The sequence below is a fragment of the Actinoplanes subglobosus genome, from assembly GCF_042650585.1.
Classification (GTDB): Bacteria; Actinomycetota; Actinomycetes; order Mycobacteriales; family Micromonosporaceae; genus Actinoplanes; species Actinoplanes subglobosus.
Genome location: NZ_JBHSBL010000012.1, coordinates 170371 through 187654 on the forward strand (window position 1 = coordinate 170371; position 17284 = coordinate 187654).

The 17284-nt window shown below is 66.4% G+C and carries 14 protein-coding genes; all 14 read right to left on the reverse strand.

Features of this window, described 5'->3' with window-relative positions; all coding sequences use genetic code 11:
• Positions 1-9: 9 nt before the first annotated feature.
• The 14 genes from rplW to rplJ all read right to left on the reverse strand — a co-directional run bounded on the left by rplW (position 10) and on the right by rplJ (position 17052).
• Positions 10-312: a 50S ribosomal protein L23 gene (rplW, locus tag ACFO0C_RS11835; RefSeq protein WP_092548809.1), complete on the reverse strand. Its 303-nt coding sequence runs from the start codon at positions 310-312 to the stop codon at positions 10-12.
• Positions 309-956, reverse strand: coding sequence for a 50S ribosomal protein L4 (gene rplD, locus ACFO0C_RS11840; RefSeq protein WP_378066623.1), 648 nt, complete (start codon positions 954-956; stop codon positions 309-311). The genes rplW and rplD overlap by 4 nt, the downstream gene beginning before the upstream one ends.
• Complete coding sequence (gene rplC, locus ACFO0C_RS11845) at positions 953-1612, reverse strand: 50S ribosomal protein L3 (RefSeq protein ID WP_378066624.1); 660 nt, start codon at positions 1610-1612, stop codon at positions 953-955. Before rplC ends, rplD begins: the two co-directional genes overlap by 4 nt.
• Positions 1613-1622: 10 nt before the next feature.
• The gene (gene rpsJ / locus ACFO0C_RS11850) at positions 1623-1931 is read right to left on the reverse strand and encodes a 30S ribosomal protein S10 (RefSeq protein WP_007073037.1); all 309 of its coding nucleotides are present in this window, start codon (positions 1929-1931) and stop codon (positions 1623-1625) included.
• A 341-nt stretch (positions 1932-2272) separates the two neighbouring features.
• A complete protein-coding gene (gene tuf / locus ACFO0C_RS11855; protein WP_106315560.1) occupies positions 2273-3466 on the reverse strand; it encodes an elongation factor Tu in 1194 nt (397 codons plus the stop codon).
• A 119-nt stretch (positions 3467-3585) separates the two neighbouring features.
• Positions 3586-5682, reverse strand: coding sequence for an elongation factor G (gene fusA, locus ACFO0C_RS11860; RefSeq protein WP_378066625.1), 2097 nt, complete (start codon positions 5680-5682; stop codon positions 3586-3588).
• An 85-nt stretch (positions 5683-5767) separates the two neighbouring features.
• Positions 5768-6238, reverse strand: coding sequence for a 30S ribosomal protein S7 (gene rpsG / locus ACFO0C_RS11865; RefSeq protein ID WP_043531103.1), 471 nt, complete (start codon positions 6236-6238; stop codon positions 5768-5770).
• A 1-nt stretch (position 6239) separates the two neighbouring features.
• Entirely contained in the window at positions 6240-6614 is a 375-nt protein-coding gene (gene rpsL / locus ACFO0C_RS11870; protein WP_014440718.1) for a 30S ribosomal protein S12, read from the reverse strand.
• Positions 6615-7042: 428 nt separating this feature from the next.
• Positions 7043-7570, reverse strand: a complete 528-nt coding sequence (locus ACFO0C_RS11875) for a hypothetical protein (RefSeq protein WP_378066626.1) — start codon at positions 7568-7570, stop codon at positions 7043-7045.
• Positions 7571-7634: 64 nt separating this feature from the next.
• The gene (locus ACFO0C_RS11880; RefSeq protein ID WP_378066755.1) at positions 7635-7949 is read right to left on the reverse strand and encodes a hypothetical protein; all 315 of its coding nucleotides are present in this window, start codon (positions 7947-7949) and stop codon (positions 7635-7637) included.
• Positions 7950-8047: 98 nt separating this feature from the next.
• A complete protein-coding gene (locus tag ACFO0C_RS11885) occupies positions 8048-11938 on the reverse strand; it encodes a DNA-directed RNA polymerase subunit beta' (RefSeq protein ID WP_378066627.1) in 3891 nt (1296 codons plus the stop codon).
• A 91-nt stretch (positions 11939-12029) separates the two neighbouring features.
• Complete coding sequence (gene rpoB / locus ACFO0C_RS11890) at positions 12030-15470, reverse strand: DNA-directed RNA polymerase subunit beta (RefSeq protein WP_378066628.1); 3441 nt, start codon at positions 15468-15470, stop codon at positions 12030-12032.
• A gap of 601 nt (positions 15471-16071) precedes the next feature.
• Entirely contained in the window at positions 16072-16455 is a 384-nt protein-coding gene (rplL, locus tag ACFO0C_RS11895) for a 50S ribosomal protein L7/L12 (RefSeq protein ID WP_378066629.1), read from the reverse strand.
• 51 nt (positions 16456-16506) lie between these two features.
• Positions 16507-17052: a 50S ribosomal protein L10 gene (rplJ, locus tag ACFO0C_RS11900; RefSeq protein ID WP_317788726.1), complete on the reverse strand. Its 546-nt coding sequence runs from the start codon at positions 17050-17052 to the stop codon at positions 16507-16509.
• Positions 17053-17284: the final 232 nt, after the last annotated feature.

Genomic DNA, 17284 nt, shown 5'->3' on the forward strand with positions numbered 1-17284 from the left:
ACAAACCCCTTAGCTGACCGGGCCGCCGAAGGCCTCGATACGGTCACCGTCAGCCAGCTTCACCATCGCGCGCTTGGTCGCCTTGCGCTGACCCCAACCGGTCTTGGTGCGCTTGCGCTTGCCCTCGCGGTTCGCCGTGTTCACGGTCAGCACGCGGACGTTGAAGATCTGCTGGATCGCGATCTTGATCTGGGTCTTGTTCGCGTCCGGACGGACCTCGAACGTGTACCAGTTCTGGTCGAGAACGCTGTAGCTCTTCTCGGAGACCACCGGGGCGACGATGATGTCGCGCGGGTCGGCGATCGTGCTCACTTGTCGCCCTCCTCGGACTTCTCGGACCCGCCCAGGAACTCGTCGAGCGCGACCTTCGTGAAGATCACCTCGTCGGCGACCAGCACGTCATAGGTGTTGAGCTGGCCGGCCTCGATGAGGTGAACGGTCGGCTCGTTGCGCAGCGACACCCAGTTCAGCTCGTCCTGGCTGTCCAGAACGACCAGGACCTTGGTGGTCTGGGCGACCTTCCGCAGCGTCGCGATGGCGGCCTTGGTCGACGGCTTCTCGCCGGTGACGAAAGCCTCGACCACGTGGACGCGGCCGTCACGGGCCCGGTCGGAGAGGGCGCCACGCAGAGCGGCAGCCTTCATCTTCTTGGGGGTCCGCTGGCTGTAGTCGCGCGGCACGGGACCGTGCACGACGCCACCGCCGGTGAACTGCGGCGCCCGGATCGAGCCCTGACGGGCGCGGCCGGTGCCCTTCTGCTTGTACGGCTTCTTGCCGCCGCCGGCGACCTCGCCGCGCGTCTTGGCCTTGTGCGTGCCCTGACGGGCCGCGGCCAGCTGCGCCACGACGACCTGGTGCATCAGCGGAATGTTCGCCTGCACGTCGAAGACGTTGGCGGGCAGGTCGACGGAGCCGGCCTTGGTGCCCTCCGCGTTGATCACGTCAACCGAGCTCACTTGGCACCACCCTTCGCGGTCTTCTTCGCGGCGGTGCGGACCAGGATCAGCGCGCCCTTGGGACCGGGCACAGCGCCGCGGACCAGGATCAGGTTGCGCTCGGTGTCGACCGCCTGGATCACCAGGTTCTGCACGGTGAAGCGCTTGCCACCCATGCGGCCGGCCATCTTGACGCCCTTGAAGACGCGACCCGGGGTCGCGCAGGCGCCGATCGAGCCCGGCGAGCGGTGCTTGCGCTCGACACCGTGGCTCGCGCGCAGGCCGTGGAAGCCGTGGCGCTTCATGACACCGGCGTAGCCCTTGCCCTTGGTCTTACCGGTCACGTCGATCGGCTGGCCGACCGAGAACGCGTCAACGGTGACTTCCTGGCCGAGCTCGTACTCGCTCGCGTCGACGGTGCGCAGCTCGACCACGTGACGGCGCGGCGAAACGCCGGCCTTGGCGAACTGGCCGCTCTCCGGCTTGTTCACCTTGCGCGGGTCGATCGCGCCGTACGCCAGCTGGACAGCCGAGTAGCCGTCCTTCTCATCGGTGCGGACCTGGGTGACGACACACGGGCCGGCCTGCACCACGGTGACCGGGACAACCTTGTTGTTGTCCCAGACCTGGGTCATGCCGAGCTTGGCGCCCAGGATCCCCTTCACTTGCCTGTCCATTGTCCGGTCCCTACAGCTTGATCTCGATGTCGACGCCAGCCGGCAGGTCGAGGCGCATGAGCGAGTCGACCGTCTTCGGGGTCGGGTCGATGATGTCGATCAGACGCTTGTGCGTGCGCATCTCGAAGTGCTCGCGCGAGTCCTTGTACTTGTGCGGCGAACGGATCACGCAGAAACGGTTGATCTCCGTGGGCAGCGGCACCGGGCCCGCGACCTGCGCCCCGGTACGCGTCACCGTCTCGACGATCTTCCGCGCCGAGGAGTCGACGACCTCGTGGTCATAGGCCTTGAGCCGGATGCGGATCTTCTGTCCCGCCATGGTGGCTTCTGTTTCCTTCTCTCGATGCCGCTACGTGCGGAAGCGGTACCTCCGCATGCCCGCAGGACCGTTGATCCTGCGTTGTCCGACCCCCGCGGTCGGGCGTGTCGCGCCCCTGGGCCGATGGAGCCCGGGCAGAGTGCTAGGCACTCCAGTCGATCACGGGGATCTGTGGTGTCGGGCGGCAAACAGAACACACCCGGACACCCGGCGAGGGTGGGCAACCATAAAGCAGTTTTAGCTGCAACTGGCTACCCACCCCGCGCGGACGCAACCTGACTAGTATGCCGGATCGAATCCGACATTGCTAATCGGGGTCACCTGAGGGTCGAAACCCTCAATTACTTAGTGATCTTCGTGACCGTTCCGGCGCCGACGGTGCGGCCACCCTCACGGATCGCGAACTTCAGACCCTGGTCCATGGCGATCGGCTGGATCAGCTTCACGGACATGGAGGTGGAGTCGCCGGGCATGACCATCTCGGTGCCCTCGGGCAGCGTGACGACGCCGGTGACGTCCGTGGTGCGGAAGTAGAACTGCGGCCGGTAGTTCTGGAAGAACGGGGTGTGCCGGCCACCCTCCTCCTTCGAGAGGATGTAGACCTGGCCCTCGAACTCCGTGTGAGGAGTAGAGGTGCCCGGCTTCACGACGACCATGCCGCGCTCGACGTCCTCGCGCTTGATGCCGCGGAGCAGCAGACCGACGTTCTCACCCGCGCGGGCCTCGTCGAGCAGCTTGCGGAACATCTCGATGCCGGTGCAAACGGTCTTGGTCGACTTCTCGCGGATACCGACGATCTCGACCTCCTCGTTCGGCTTGAGGATGCCGCGCTCGGCGCGACCGGTCACCACGGTGCCACGGCCGGTGATCGTGAAGACGTCCTCGATCGGCATGAGGAACGGCTTCTCGGTCTCGCGCTCGGGCTGCGGGATCGCGGTGTCGACCGCGTTCATCAGCTCGAGGAGCTTGCCGGTCCACTCGGGGTCACCCTCGAGGGCCTTGAGCGCCGACACGCGGACGACCGGCAGGTCGTCGCCCGGGAACTCGTAGGTGCTGAGCAGCTCGCGGACCTCGAGCTCGACGAGCTCCAGGAGCTCCTCGTCCTCGACCATGTCGCTCTTGTTCAGGGCGACGACGATGTACGGAACGCCGACCTGGCGGGCCAGGAGCACGTGCTCCTTGGTCTGCGGCATCGGGCCGTCGGTCGCGGCGACCACCAGGATCGCGCCGTCCATCTGCGCGGCACCGGTGATCATGTTCTTGATGTAGTCGGCGTGGCCGGGGCAGTCCACGTGCGCGTAGTGACGCGCCGCGGTCTGGTACTCGACGTGCGCGATCGAGATCGTGATGCCGCGGGCCTTCTCCTCCGGCGCCTTGTCGATCTCGTCGAACGGGGTGTACGGGTTCAGGTCCGGGAACTCGTCGTGCAGGACCTTCGTGATGGCCGCAGTCAGCGTCGTCTTACCGTGGTCGATGTGACCAATGGTGCCGATGTTGACGTGCGGCTTAGTCCGCTCGAACTTCGCCTTCGCCACTGGTGTCCTCCTGTGGACTGATCAATTCTTTTCGCCCGGCACGCCCAGTAAGGCGCTCAGGACTCTGTCGACTGCTAGTGCACGTGCGGCCCTCGACAGGCCGCACGTGCCTCAACGCGTCAGGCGCCGGTGGCCTTAGCGATGATCTCCTTAGCCACGTTCTGCGGAACCTCGGCGTAGGAGTCGAACAGCATGCTGTAGCTCGCCCGGCCCGCAGTCTTCGACCGGAGGTCGCCGACGTAGCCGAACATCTCCGAGAGCGGAACCAGAGCCTTGACGACGCGGGCGCCGTGGCGCTCCTCCATCGACTGGATCATGCCGCGCCGGGAGTTGAGGTCGCCGATGACGTCACCCATGTTGTCCTCAGGGGTGGTGACCTCAACGGCCATCATGGGCTCGAGAAGAGCCGGGTCGGCCTTGCGGGCCGCTTCCTTCATCGCCATCGAGCCGGCGATCTTGAACGCCATCTCGGACGAGTCGACCTCGTGGTACTGACCGTCCAGCAGCGTGAACTTGACACCCACCAGCGGGTAGCCGGCGAGAACGCCGTACTGGAGGGAGTCCTGCGCACCCGCATCGACCGAGGGGATGAATTCCTTCGGGATACGACCACCGGTGACGGCGTTCACGAACTCGTAGGTCGGACCGTCGGCCTCGAGGCCCAAGGGCTCGACCTTGACGATGACCTTCGCGTACTGACCCGAACCACCGGTCTGCTTCTTGTGGACGTAGTCGAGCTTCTCCACGGTGCCGCGGATCGTCTCACGGTAGGCCACCTGCGGCTTGCCGATGTTGGCCTCGACGTTGAACTCGCGCCGCATGCGGTCGACGAGGATGTCGAGGTGCAGCTCGCCCATGCCGGCGATGATGGTCTGACCGGTCTCCTCGTCGTTGAAGACCCGGAAGGTCGGGTCCTCCTCGGCGAGGCGCTGGATCGCGGTGCCCAGCTTCTCCTGGTCGGACTTCGTCTTCGGCTCGATGGCGACCTGGATGACCGGCTCCGGGAAGGTCATCGACTCGAGGATGACCGGCTTCGCCGGGTCGCAGAGCGTGTCACCGGTGGTGGTCTGCTTGAGACCCTGGACGGCGATGATGTCGCCGGCCTGCGCGGTGTTGCGCTCCTCACGCTTGTTCGCGTGCATCTGGTAGATCTTGCCGATCCGCTCCTTGCGGTCCTTGGTGGAGTTGACCACCTGGGTACCGGTCTCGAGCGTGCCGGAGTAGACCCGGACGTAGGTCAGCTTGCCGAGGTGCTTGTCGGTCTGGATCTTGAAGGCCAGGGCCGAGAAGGGCTCGTCGTTCGACGGCTTCCGCTGCATCGGCGTCTCGCCGTCGGTCGCGGTGCCCTCGATGGCCGGGATGTCCAGCGGCGACGGCAGGAACTCGACAACGGCGTCCAGCATCGGCTGCACACCCTTGTTCTTGAACGCCGAGCCACAGAGGACCGGGTTGGCCTTGCTGGCGATCGTGGCGCGCCGGATGGCGGCCTTGATCTCCTCGACCGACACCTCTTCGCCCTCGAGGTACTTCTCCATCACGGCGTCGTCGACGTCCGCGAGGGTCTCGATGAGCTTCTCGCGCCACTCGGCGGCCTGGTCGACGAGGTCGGCCGGGATCTCCTCGATGGCGTAGTCCTCACCCTTCTGGGTCTCCCCACGCCAGGTGAGCGCGCGATTCTCGATCAGGTCGACGACACCGATGTGGTCGCCCTCGAGCCCGATCGGGATCTGGAGGACCAGCGGGGTCGCGTTGAGCCGGTCGATCATCATCTGAACGCAGCGGAAGAAGTCCGCGCCGGTCCGGTCCAGCTTGTTGACGAAGCACATCCGCGGGACGTTGTACTTGTCCGCCTGACGCCAGACGTTCTCGGTCTGGGGCTCCACGCCGGCAACACCGTCGTAGACCGCCACCGCGCCGTCGAGCACGCGCAGCGACCGCTCGACCTCGACCGTGAAGTCGACGTGGCCGGGCGTGTCGATGATCTGGATCGTGTGACCCTTCCACTCGCACTTGGTGGCGGCGGAAGTGATGGTGATACCGCGCTCCTGCTCCTGCTCCATCCAGTCCATGACGGCGGCGCCCTCGTGGACCTCACCGATCTTGTACGTGATGCCGGTGTAGAACAGGATTCGCTCGGTCGTCGTGGTCTTACCAGCGTCGATGTGCGCCATGATGCCGATGTTGCGTACCTTGGCGAGCGCGTCTGCGGCGGCCACTTCCATCCCTACTTTTCTTCGTCGTCTGTCTCGTGGACCGGTACGACTGCCGTGGCCCGGCGAATGCCGGGCCCCCAGCAGGGTCTTACCAGCGGTAGTGCGCGAAGGCCTTGTTGGACTCCGCCATCTTGTGAGTGTCCTCGCGACGCTTGACAGCGGCACCCAGGCCGTTGCTGGCGTCGAGCAGCTCGTTCTGCAGGCGCTCGATCATGGTCTTCTCACGGCGGGCCTTCGAGTACTGGACCAGCCAGCGCAGACCGAGAGTGGTCTGACGCGGAGTGCGGACCTCGACCGGAACCTGGTAGGTCGCGCCACCGACGCGGCGGCTGCGGACCTCGAGGGTCGGCTTCACATTGTCCATCGCGCGCTTGAGGATGACCACGGGGTCGGTGCCGCTCTTCTCGCGGGCGCCTTCCAGGGCTCCGTACACGATGCGCTCGGCGAGCTGACGCTTGCCGCCGATCAGGATCTTGTTGACCAGCTGCGTTACCAGCGGGGAGTTGTACACCGGGTCAGCGACCACAGGGTGGCGCGGAGCGGGTCCCTTACGCGGCATGTCAGCTCTTCTCCTTCTTCGCGCCGTAACGGCTGCGAGCCTGCTTGCGGTTGCGGACACCCTGGGTGTCCAGCGAACCACGGACGATCTTGTAACGGACGCCCGGGAGGTCCTTAACACGACCGCCGCGCACGAGCACGATGGAGTGCTCCTGGAGGTTGTGGCCGACGCCCGGGATGTACGCCGTGACCTCGATCTGGCTGCTCAGCTTCACACGAGCGACCTTGCGCAGCGCAGAGTTGGGCTTCTTGGGGGTAGTGGTGTACACGCGCGTGCACACGCCGCGCCGCTGGGGGCTTCCCTTCAGCGCCGGCGTCTTCGTCTTGCTCGTCTTCGCCTGGCGGCCCTTGCGGACCAGCTGCTGGATCGTGGGCACCGGGTTTCTCCGCTCCCTTCGGCCGCTTCCTGTAATACGGCCGCACCGTCTGTTTCTGCCTCTGTGTGCGGACCCCTCCCGGTGGGAGTGTCCCGCACCCGCGGTCGGGCGTGTCGTCCGGCTCACGGTCCCGTCACGCGCGAAAGGTTCACGCGCTCCGGCTTTGTCTGTGTGAACAGGGCCCTTCACCGAGCCCTGTCCGACGTGGTGCTATATCCCGTCGCACGTTCCTAAACGGGTGCACGCACGAGTTGCCCGGGCGAGCCCGGGCACGAAGGGAAAGACTACCCACCCTGCGCACCCAGGTCAAAATGAGCCCAGGCTCCCACGATGGACATCTCCGTATACCAGTGTACCGGGTACTCCTGCGTGCCATCCTCGCGGTGCCAGATCTGCGCTCGGGGCACCGCCGCGACGCCGCGGATCGTTCACGACAACTGCACCGCCAGGCCGAGCCCGAGCGCCAGCAACGAGAGCGCGGCGCCGGTGATCCCGCACACGATCCCGCTGGTGGACAGGCCGCGGCCGGTGAATCGGACCCGCCCCGGATGCGGGCTGCTGTTGATCTGGCGGCGGGCGAAGACACCGAGGGCCACCGCGCCGGCACAGGCCATCACGCTGAGCAGCGTGAACGCCCCGGCTGTCCAGGCGCCCCAGCCCTCCTCCGCACCGGTCAGCCCGAAACAGAGCACCGCGATCGAGACCAGGATCGCACCGATGCCGGCCACCAGTGAGCCGATCGCCGCTCCCGACGTGATCGGCGGCACCTGGAGATGCACCAGACCGAACCCGGTCCCGGTCACCTGATCGACCCGCTCCGGCTGCCAGGTCGCCGAGGGCGGCGGAGGGGCGGCGTAGGCGTAGGGCGACGCATAGGGAGCGGGCGACGCACTGTACGGCGCCGGCGGCGGCCCGAACGACGGCTGCTGGTACGGCGGGCCCGAGGGATGCGTCATATCGAAAGCATGTCACCCGTACGGGACACATGGCAGCCCACCCTGTACGCCCGCTGGAGCCCGCTCAGTCGGTACCCGGTGCGAAGTCCTGCCCGCCCGGAGCCGCGGCCAGATGCAGCAGGCCGGCGATCAGGAGCACCACGAGCGCGGTCAGGGCCAGCACCAGACCGCCCCAGGCCAGCCTCTCGCCACGCCGGATCCAGGCCGACCCGGTCAGATAGCCACCCGCCGCATAGGCCTGACGGGCGGACTGGCGGGCCAGGACGAGCGCGAGCGTGGCCGGGATCACCCCGCCCACGAGCGCTCCGGTGAGCAGACCCACCAGTCCGAGGGCGAAGACGGCCCGTGCCTTCGTCGCCGGCACCGGCTCCGGGTCCATCGGGTGTCGGGTGGGGACGACGGGAAGAGTCACCAGCCCATCTTAGGAACGCCGATGGGGCGGCCGCGCCATGCGCGACCGCCCCATCGAGAGAACCCTTAGCGGTACGACCCGAAGTCGAAGTCGTCCAGCGGCACAGCCTGCCCGCTGGCCGGCCCGAAACCGTAGTCGGTCTCCGGGTACCCGGTCATCGAGTACACCTTGGCCTTGGCCTCCTCGGTCGGCTCGACCCGGATGTTGCGGTACTTGGAGATACCGGTACCGGCCGGGATGAGCTTACCGATGATGACGTTCTCCTTGAGGCCCACCAGCGAGTCGCTGCGCGAGTTGATCGCAGCGTCGGTGAGCACCCGGGTGGTCTCCTGGAAGGAGGCCGCCGAGAGCCAGGAGTCGGTCGCCAGCGAGGCCTTGGTGATACCCATCAGCACCGGACGACCGGCGGCGGGCTCGCCACCCTCGCCCACGAGCCGGCGGTTCTCCGACTCGAAGAGCGCCCGGTCGACCAGGATGCCCGGCAGGAACTCGGTCGCGCCGGAATCGATGACCGTCACCCGCTTGAGCATCTGGCGGATGATGATCTCGATGTGCTTGTCGTGGATGAGCACACCCTGCGAGCGGTAGACCTCCTGGACCTCACTGGTCAGGTGGACCTGGACCGCGCGCGGGCCCATGATGCGCAGCAGCTCGTGCGGGTCGATGGTGCCCTCGGTGAGCTTCTCGCCGACGCCGACGTGGCCGCCGTCCGGGATGCGCAGCTTGACGCGCTTCGAGATCTTGTCGTAGACGATCTCGTCGCTGCCGTCGTCCGGCACCACGATGATCTTCCGCGAACGCTCGCCGTCCTCGATCCGCACGCGTCCCGGGGTGTCGGCGATGGGCGCCTTGCCCTTGGGCACACGGGCCTCGAAGATCTCCTGCACACGCGGCAGACCCTGGGTGATGTCCTCACCCGCGACACCACCGGTGTGGAAGGTACGCATCGTCAGCTGCGTGCCGGGCTCACCGATGGACTGGGCCGCGATGATGCCGACGGCCTCGCCGATGTCGACCGACTTACCGGTCGGCAGCGAGCGGCCGTAGCAGGCCGCGCAGACGCCGAGCTTCGACTCACAGGTGAGCACGCTGCGGACCCGCACGTTCTCGACACCCGCGGCGACCAGCTTGTCGACGAGGATCGAGTTGAGGTCCTCACCACGGGCCACGACCAGGTTGCCGGCCGAGTCGGTGATGTTGTCGGCCAGCGTCCGGGCGTGCACACCGGTCTCGGCGTGCACGTGGACGACCAGCTTGCCGTCCGCCTCGCGCTCGCCCACCTGCATCGGGATCGCGCGCTCGGTGCCGCAGTCCTCTTCGCGGATGATGACGTCCTGCGAGACGTCCACCAGACGACGGGTCAGGTAACCCGAGTCGGCGGTACGCAGCGCGGTGTCGGCCAGACCCTTACGGGCACCGTGCGTGGAGATGAAGTACTCCAGAACGGTCAGACCCTCACGGTACGACGAGGTGATCGGCCGCGGGATGATCTCACCCTTGGGGTTGGCCACCAGACCACGGATCGCGGCGATCTGCCGGAGCTGGAGGAGGTTACCGCGGGCGCCGGAGTTGATCATGACCCAGAGCGGGTTCTCCTGCGGCAGCGCGGTCTCCATCTCCTTGGAGATCTCGTTGGTCGCCTTGGTCCAGATGTCGATGAGCTCGCTACGACGCTCTTCACCGGTGATCAGACCACGCTGGTACTGCTTGTCGATCTGGTCGGCCTCGCCCTGGTAGCGAGCGAGGATCTCCGGCTTGCGCGGAGGGCCGATGACGTCGCCCATGCCGATCGTCACACCGGACCAGGTCGCCCAGTGGAAGCCGGCCTCCTTGAGCGCGTCGAGGGTCGCGGCCAGGGCGACCTTCGGGAAGCGCTCGGCGAGGTCGTTGACGATCGCCGACAGCTGACCCTTGCGGATCTCGTAGTTGACGTACCGGTACCCCGGGGGCAGCGTCTCGTTGAAGATGACCCGGCCCAGGGTGGTCTCGACCAGAACCTGGTCGCCCTCCACCCAGTCCTCGGGCGCGACCCAGGTCTCGCCCTTGGCACCGTTGTCCACGCCGATGATCTCGCGGAGGCGGACCTTGATGGACGCCTGGAGGTGCAGTTCGCCGTTGTCGAACGCCATCCGAGCCTCGGCGTCCGAGCTGAACACCCGGCCTTCGCCCTTGGCTCCGGCCGTCTGGTGGGTCAGGTGGTACAGACCGATGACCATGTCCTGGGTGGGCATGGTGACCGGCTTGCCGTCGGCCGGCTTGAGGATGTTGTTCGACGACAGCATCAGGATCCGGGCCTCGGCCTGAGCCTCGGCCGACAGCGGCACGTGGACCGCCATCTGGTCACCGTCGAAGTCCGCGTTGAACGCGGTGCAGACGAGCGGGTGGATCTGGATGGCCTTGCCCTCGACCAGCTGCGGCTCGAAGGCCTGGATGCCGAGGCGGTGCAGGGTCGGCGCACGGTTCAGCAGAACCGGGTGCTCGGAGATGACCTCTTCGAGGACGTCCCACACGACCGGGCGCTGCCGCTCGACCATCCGCTTGGCGGACTTGATGTTCTGCGCGTGGTTCAGGTCGACCAGGCGCTTCATCACGAACGGCTTGAACAGCTCCAGCGCCATCTGCTTCGGCAGGCCGCACTGGTGCAGCTTGAGCCGGGGGCCGACGACGATGACGGAACGGCCGGAGTAGTCCACGCGCTTGCCGAGCAGGTTCTGACGGAACCGGCCCTGCTTGCCCTTGAGCATGTCCGACAGCGACTTCAGCGGCCGGTTACCCGGGCCGGTGACCGGACGGCCACGACGACCGTTGTCGAACAGCGCGTCGACGGCCTCCTGGAGCATCCGCTTCTCGTTGTTCACGATGATCTCGGGGGCACCGAGGTCGATCAGGCGCTTGAGGCGGTTGTTCCGGTTGATGACCCGGCGGTACAGGTCGTTCAGGTCGGAGGTCGCGAAACGGCCACCGTCGAGCTGCACCATCGGGCGCAGGTCCGGCGGGATGACCGGGACGCAGTCCAGGACCATGCCGAGCGGCGAGTTGCGGGTGTTCAGGAACGCCGCGACGACCTTGAGCCGCTTGAGCGCCCGGATCTTCCGCTGGCCCTTACCGGTGCGGATGATCTCCCGGAGGTTCTCCGCCTCGGCGTCCAGGTCCATGTTCTCGAGCAGGGCCTTGATGGCCTCGGCGCCCATGCCACCGGTGAAGTACTCACCGAAGCGGTCGCGCAGCTCGCGGTAGAGCAGCTCGTCGGTGACCAGCTGCTTGGAGTCGAGCTTGCGGAAGGTGTCGAGCACCTCGTCGAGGCGGTCGATCTCGCGCTGCGCCTTGTCACGGATCTGGCGCATCTCGCGCTCGCCGGCTTCCTTCACCTTGCGGCGAACGTCGGCCTTGGCGCCCTCGGCCTCGAGCTCGGCGAGGTCCTGCTCCAGCTTGGCGGCCCGCTTCTCGATCTCCGAGTCACGGCCGTTCTCGGACTGGCGCTTCTCGGCGAAGATCTCGTTCTCGATCGTGGACATGTCACGGTGACGCGACTCGGCGTCAACGCTCGTCACCACGTACGAGGCGAAGTAAATGATCTTCTCGAGGTCCTTGGGGGCCAGGTCCAGCAGGTAGCCGAGCCGGCTCGGGACACCCTTGAAGTACCAGATGTGGGTCACCGACGCCGCCAGCTCGATGTGACCCATGCGCTCGCGACGGACCTTGGAACGGGTCACCTCGACGCCGCAGCGCTCACAGATGATGCCCTTGAACCGGACCCGCTTGTACTTACCGCAGTAGCACTCCCAGTCCCGCTGCGGACCGAAGATCTTCTCGCAGAAGAGTCCGTCCTTCTCGGGCTTGAGGGTGCGGTAGTTGATCGTCTCGGGCTTCTTGACCTCGCCGTGCGACCACTGCCGGATGTCGTCAGCGGTAGCAAGGCCGATGCGCAACTCGTCGAAGAAGTTGACGTCGAGCACTTGGACTATCCCTCGTGTTTCGTTGCTCGGGTGAATTCAAGGCCGGCGGGGGCGTCCCCGGTGTTCTGCTGAACACCGGGGACGCTCTCCGTCAGATCTCCTCGACGCTGCTGACGCCCTCGTTCGGGCGCCGGGACAGGTCGATACCGAGTTCCTCCGCGGCCCGGAAGACCTCGTCGTCGGTCTCGCGCATCTCAAGAGCCACACCGTCGCTGGACAGCACCTCGACGTTCAGGCACAGCGACTGGAGCTCCTTGAGAAGCACCTTGAACGACTCCGGGATTCCCGGCTCCGGGATGTTCTCGCCCTTGACGATGGCCTCGTAGACCTTCACTCGGCCGAGGACGTCGTCGGACTTGATGGTGAGCAGCTCCTGCAGGGCATAAGCCGCCCCGTAGGCCTGCATGGCCCAGCACTCCATCTCGCCGAACCGCTGGCCACCGAACTGCGCCTTACCACCCAGCGGCTGCTGCGTGATCATCGAGTACGGGCCGGTCGACCGAGCGTGGATCTTGTCGTCGACCAGGTGGTTCAGCTTGAGGATGTAGACGTAGCCGACCGAGATCGGGTCCGGCAGAGGCTCACCGGAACGACCGTCGAACAGCTGCGCCTTGCCGTCGCCGTTGACCAGCCGCTTACCGTCGCGGTTGACCAGGGTCGACTCCAGCAGGCCCTTGATCTCCTCTTCCTGAGCACCGTCGAAGACCGGAGTCGCGACGTTGCTGTCGGCGATCGACTCGTGCGCGTCGATCGAGCGGAGCTGACGCTTCCACTCCTCGTCGTCACCCTCGACCGACCAGCCGGTCTTGGCGATCCACCCGAGGTGGGTCTCCAGAACCTGGCCGATGTTCATACGCGAGGGCACACCGAGCGGGTTGAGCACGATGTCGACCGGGGTGCCGTCCTCGAGGAACGGCATGTCCTCGACCGGCAGGATCTTGGAGATGACGCCCTTGTTGCCGTGGCGGCCGGCGAGCTTGTCACCGTCCTGGATCTTCCGCTTCTGGGCGACGTAGACCCGGACCAGCTCGTTCACGCCGGGGGGCAGCTCGTCGCCGTCCTCGCGGGAGAACGTCCGGACACCGATGACGGTGCCGGTCTCGCCGTGCGGAACCTTCAGCGAGGTGTCCCGGACCTCCCGGGCCTTCTCACCGAAGATGGCGCGGAGCAGGCGCTCCTCCGGGGTCAGCTCGGTCTCGCCCTTGGGCGTGACCTTGCCGACCAGGATGTCGCCGGGGACGACCTCGGCGCCGATCCGGATGATGCCGCGCTCGTCCAGGTCCGCCAGCATCTCTTCGCTGACGTTCGGGATGTCGCGGGTGATCTCCTCCGGGCCCAGCTTGGTGTCGCGGGCGTCGACCTCGTGCTCCTCGATGTGGATCGAGGTGAGGACGTCCTGCTGGACGAGGCGCTGCGACAGGATGATCGCGTCCTCGTAGTTGTGGCCTTCCCAGCACATGAACGCGACGAGCAGGTTGCGCCCGAGGGCCATCTCGCCCTCGTCGGTGCAGGGACCGTCGGCGATGACCTGGCCGGCCTCGACCCGGTCGCCCTCGAACACGATCGGCTTCTGGTTGACGCAGGAGCCGGCGTTCGACCGACGGAACTTGTGCAGCAGGTAGGTACGACGGTGACCGTCGTCCTGGTGCACCGTCACGTAGTCGGCGCACAGGTCCTCGACCACGCCGCCGACCTCGGCGACGACCACGTCACCGGCGTCGACCGCGGCGCGGTACTCCATACCCGTACCGACGAGCGGCGACTCGGCCTTGACCAGCGGCACGGCCTGACGCTGCATGTTCGCGCCCATGAGGGCACGGTTGGCGTCGTCGTGCTCGAGGAAGGGGATCATCGCGGTCGCGACGGAGGTCATCTGCCGCGGCGAGACGTCCATGTAGTCGACCTCGGTGCCGGGCACGTAGTCGACCTCACCGCCCTTACGGCGGACCAGGACGCGGTCCTCGGCGAAGGTGCCGTCGCTGGACAGCACGGCGTTCGCCTGGGCCTTGATGAACCGGTCCTCCTCGTCAGCGGTGAGGTAGTGCACCTCGTCGCTGACGACGCCGTCGTCGACCTTCCGGTACGGCGTCTCGATGAAGCCGAACGGGTTGACCCGCGCGAACGTCGAGAGCGCGCCGATCAGACCGATGTTCGGACCCTCGGGAGTCTCGATCGGGCACATCCGGCCGTAGTGGGACGGGTGCACGTCACGGACCTCGAAGCCGGCCCGCTCACGGCTCAGACCACCCGGGCCCAGCGCCGACAGACGACGGCGGTGGGTCAGGCCCGCGAGCGGGTTGGTCTGGTCCATGAACTGCGACAGCTGCGAGGTACCGAAGAACTCCTTGATCGCGGCCACGACGGGCCGGATGTTGATCAGGGTCTGCGGCGTGATCGCCTCGACGTCCTGGGTCGTCATCCGCTCGCGGACGACGCGCTCCATCCGGGAGAGGCCCACGCGGACCTGGTTCTGGATGAGCTCGCCGACCGTACGCAGACGCCGGTTACCGAAGTGGTCGATGTCGTCCGCTTCGTAACCGTCCTCACCGGCGTGCAGCCGGCAGAGGTAGTCGACGGTCTTGACGATGTCTTCCTCGGAGAGCGTGCCCCGGACGATCGGGACGTCGATCTCGAGCTTCTTGTTGAACTTGTAACGGCCGACCTTGGCGACGTCATACCTCTTCGGGTTGAAGAAGAGGTTGTCGAGAAGGGTCTGCGCGTTCTCACGCGTCGGCGGCTCGCCGGGGCGGAGCTTGCGGTAGATGTCTAGCAGGGCCTCGTCCTGCCCGGCGATGTGGTCCTTCTCCAGCGTCGTCATGAGCAGCTCGGACCAGCCGAACCGCTCACGGATCTGGTCGGCGGACCAACCGATCGCCTTCAGCAGGACGGTGACGGCCTGCCGGCGCTTGCGGTCGATGCGGACGCCGACCGTGTCGCGCTTGTCGATGTCGAACTCCAGCCAGGCACCCCGGCTGGGGATGACCTTGACGCTGGTGAGGTCGCGGTCGGAGGTCTTGTCCGGCTCCTTGGTGAAGTACACGCCCGGCGAACGGACGAGCTGACTCACCACGACCCGCTCGGTGCCGTTGATGACGAACGTCCCCTTGGGGGTCATCATCGGGAAGTCACCCATGAACACGGTCTGGCTCTTGATCTCGCCAGTGGTGTTGTTGGTGAACTCCGCGGTCACGAACAGCGGGGCACAGTAGGTCAGGTCCTTCTCCTTGCACTCCTCGATCGAGGCCTTGACCTCGTCGAAGCGCGGAGATGAGAAGGACAGCGACATGGTGCCGGAGAAGTCCTCAATGGGACTGATCTCTTCGAGGATCTCTGCGAGGCCCGAGTGGGCATGCGGGTCGTCCGTCGTCCGGGCCTGCCAAGCCTCGTTGCCGACCAGCCAGTCGAACGACTCCGTCTGGAGGGCGAGGAGGTTGGGGACCTCTAGCTGCTCGGTGATCCGGCCGAAAGAGACCCGGCGGGGTGCGTAAGCGCTCGACGTACGGCTGGTCTTCGCAGGGCGGGAAGCTGCCAAGATGCGTCCTTCCGAGGACCGGTGCTGCTATGCGGCTGAGTTGCTGATGCAACTGGTCTGCGTGCACTCCAATGAGCCCCCAAGAGAGTTATCCACATGGATATCTCAGTCGAAGGCAAGGCAGAAGGCAGCGCAAACTAGCAGTGTAGCCGCTCGGCTAACCGCTGTCCAGCCCCACACCCGAGGTTGCCTGCGGAACGTGTCCCCATCTCCTCTGACCTGCGCATCCGCGGTCAGTGCCGTGACGGGGCCGCTCAGAAACGCGGCGAAATCCTCTGGTGCCGGTCCGACGGGTATCGGTAGTAGAACCCCCGTTACCCATTGGGCGGCTGTCGCAAGCGCGGAAACTTGCTGATGTCAGCGTGCCTGTCCGCCGACACACAGTCAAGGGCTGTGCCGCGGGTCGGACGGCTGCGGTCATCCACCCGGCGCACCAAACGGACCTTAACGCATGATTAGCGAGTATTGGCAGCCTTTGCCGTGCCGGTCGACGACCCTCCATGAGGGAGGCGCTGAGCTGCCCGAACAAGAAGAGGAACGACGATGGCGGGGACCCGTAACGGGTCCCCGCCATCGAAGAAGAACGCTGTGGAGCGTTAGATCACTTGAGGGTGACCTTCGCGCCCTCGCCCTCGAGCTTGGCCTTGGCGGCCTCGGCCTTCTCCTTGTTGACACCCTCGAGGATCGCCTTGGGGGCGGACTCGACGGCGTCCTTGGCCTCCTTGAGGCCCAGGCCGGTCAGCTCACGCACGACCTTGATGACCTGGATCTTCTTGCCACCGTCGCCCTCGAGGACAACGTCGAACGAGTCCTTCTCGGCCTCGGGCTCGGCGGTGGCGCCACCGGCGGCGGGGCCGGCGATCGCGACCGGAGCGGCAGCCTTGACGTCGAAGACGTTCTCGAACTCCTTCACGAACTCGGAGAGCTCGATGAGGGTCATCTCCTTGAAGGCCTCGAGCAGGTCTTCGGTGCTGATCTTCGCCATGATTGGCAACCTTTCCTAAGAACTTTGACGTTTAACGGTTCGCGCGAGGCCTCAGGCCTCTGCGGAACCGGCCTGCTCGCGCTGCGCCCGCAGAGCCTCGACCGTGCGCACCGTCTTGGTGAGGGGCGCCTGGAACGTGGCAGCGGCCTTGCTGAGGTTCGCCTTCATGGCGCCGGCCAGCTTGGCCAGCAGCACCTCACGGGACTCGAGGTCAGCAAGCTTGTTGACCTCGTCCGCCGTGATGGCCTTGCCCTCGAAGACACCGCCCTTGATGACGAGAACGGGGTGGGCCTTGGCGAAGGCACGAAGGCCCTTGGCCGCCTCGACCACGTCACCGTTCACGAAGGCGAGCGCGGTAGGACCGGTGAACAGCGCGTCGAGACCCTCGATACCCGCGTCGTTCGCAGCACGCTTCGCCAGCGTGTTCTTGGCGACGGCGTACTTGTTCTCGCCGCCCAGCGACCGCCGCAGCTCGGTGAGCTGCTTCACGGTGAGGCCGCGGTATTCGGTCAACACGGTGGCCGCCGAGTCACGGAAGTGATCCGTGAGCTCTGCAACGGCCGACGCCTTGTCGGCCCGGACCGGCTTGTCCGCCATGTCCCTCCTCTCTCAGTGCTTCAGCCACTGGTCGAGAGGGTCCGCAAGAAAAAGCAAAACGCCCCGGCGCAGAGGCACGGGGCGGACTCGAACACACGCGCACGGGCGCGGCCGACGATCACGAACCGTTCTCCCCTGCACGGGTCGCCCGCTCTCAGCGGGACCTTCGGCCGCGACGCCCGCCTTGACGACGGTTGTTGCGGCGACCAGCGGTCTATGGGTGGAACTTCAA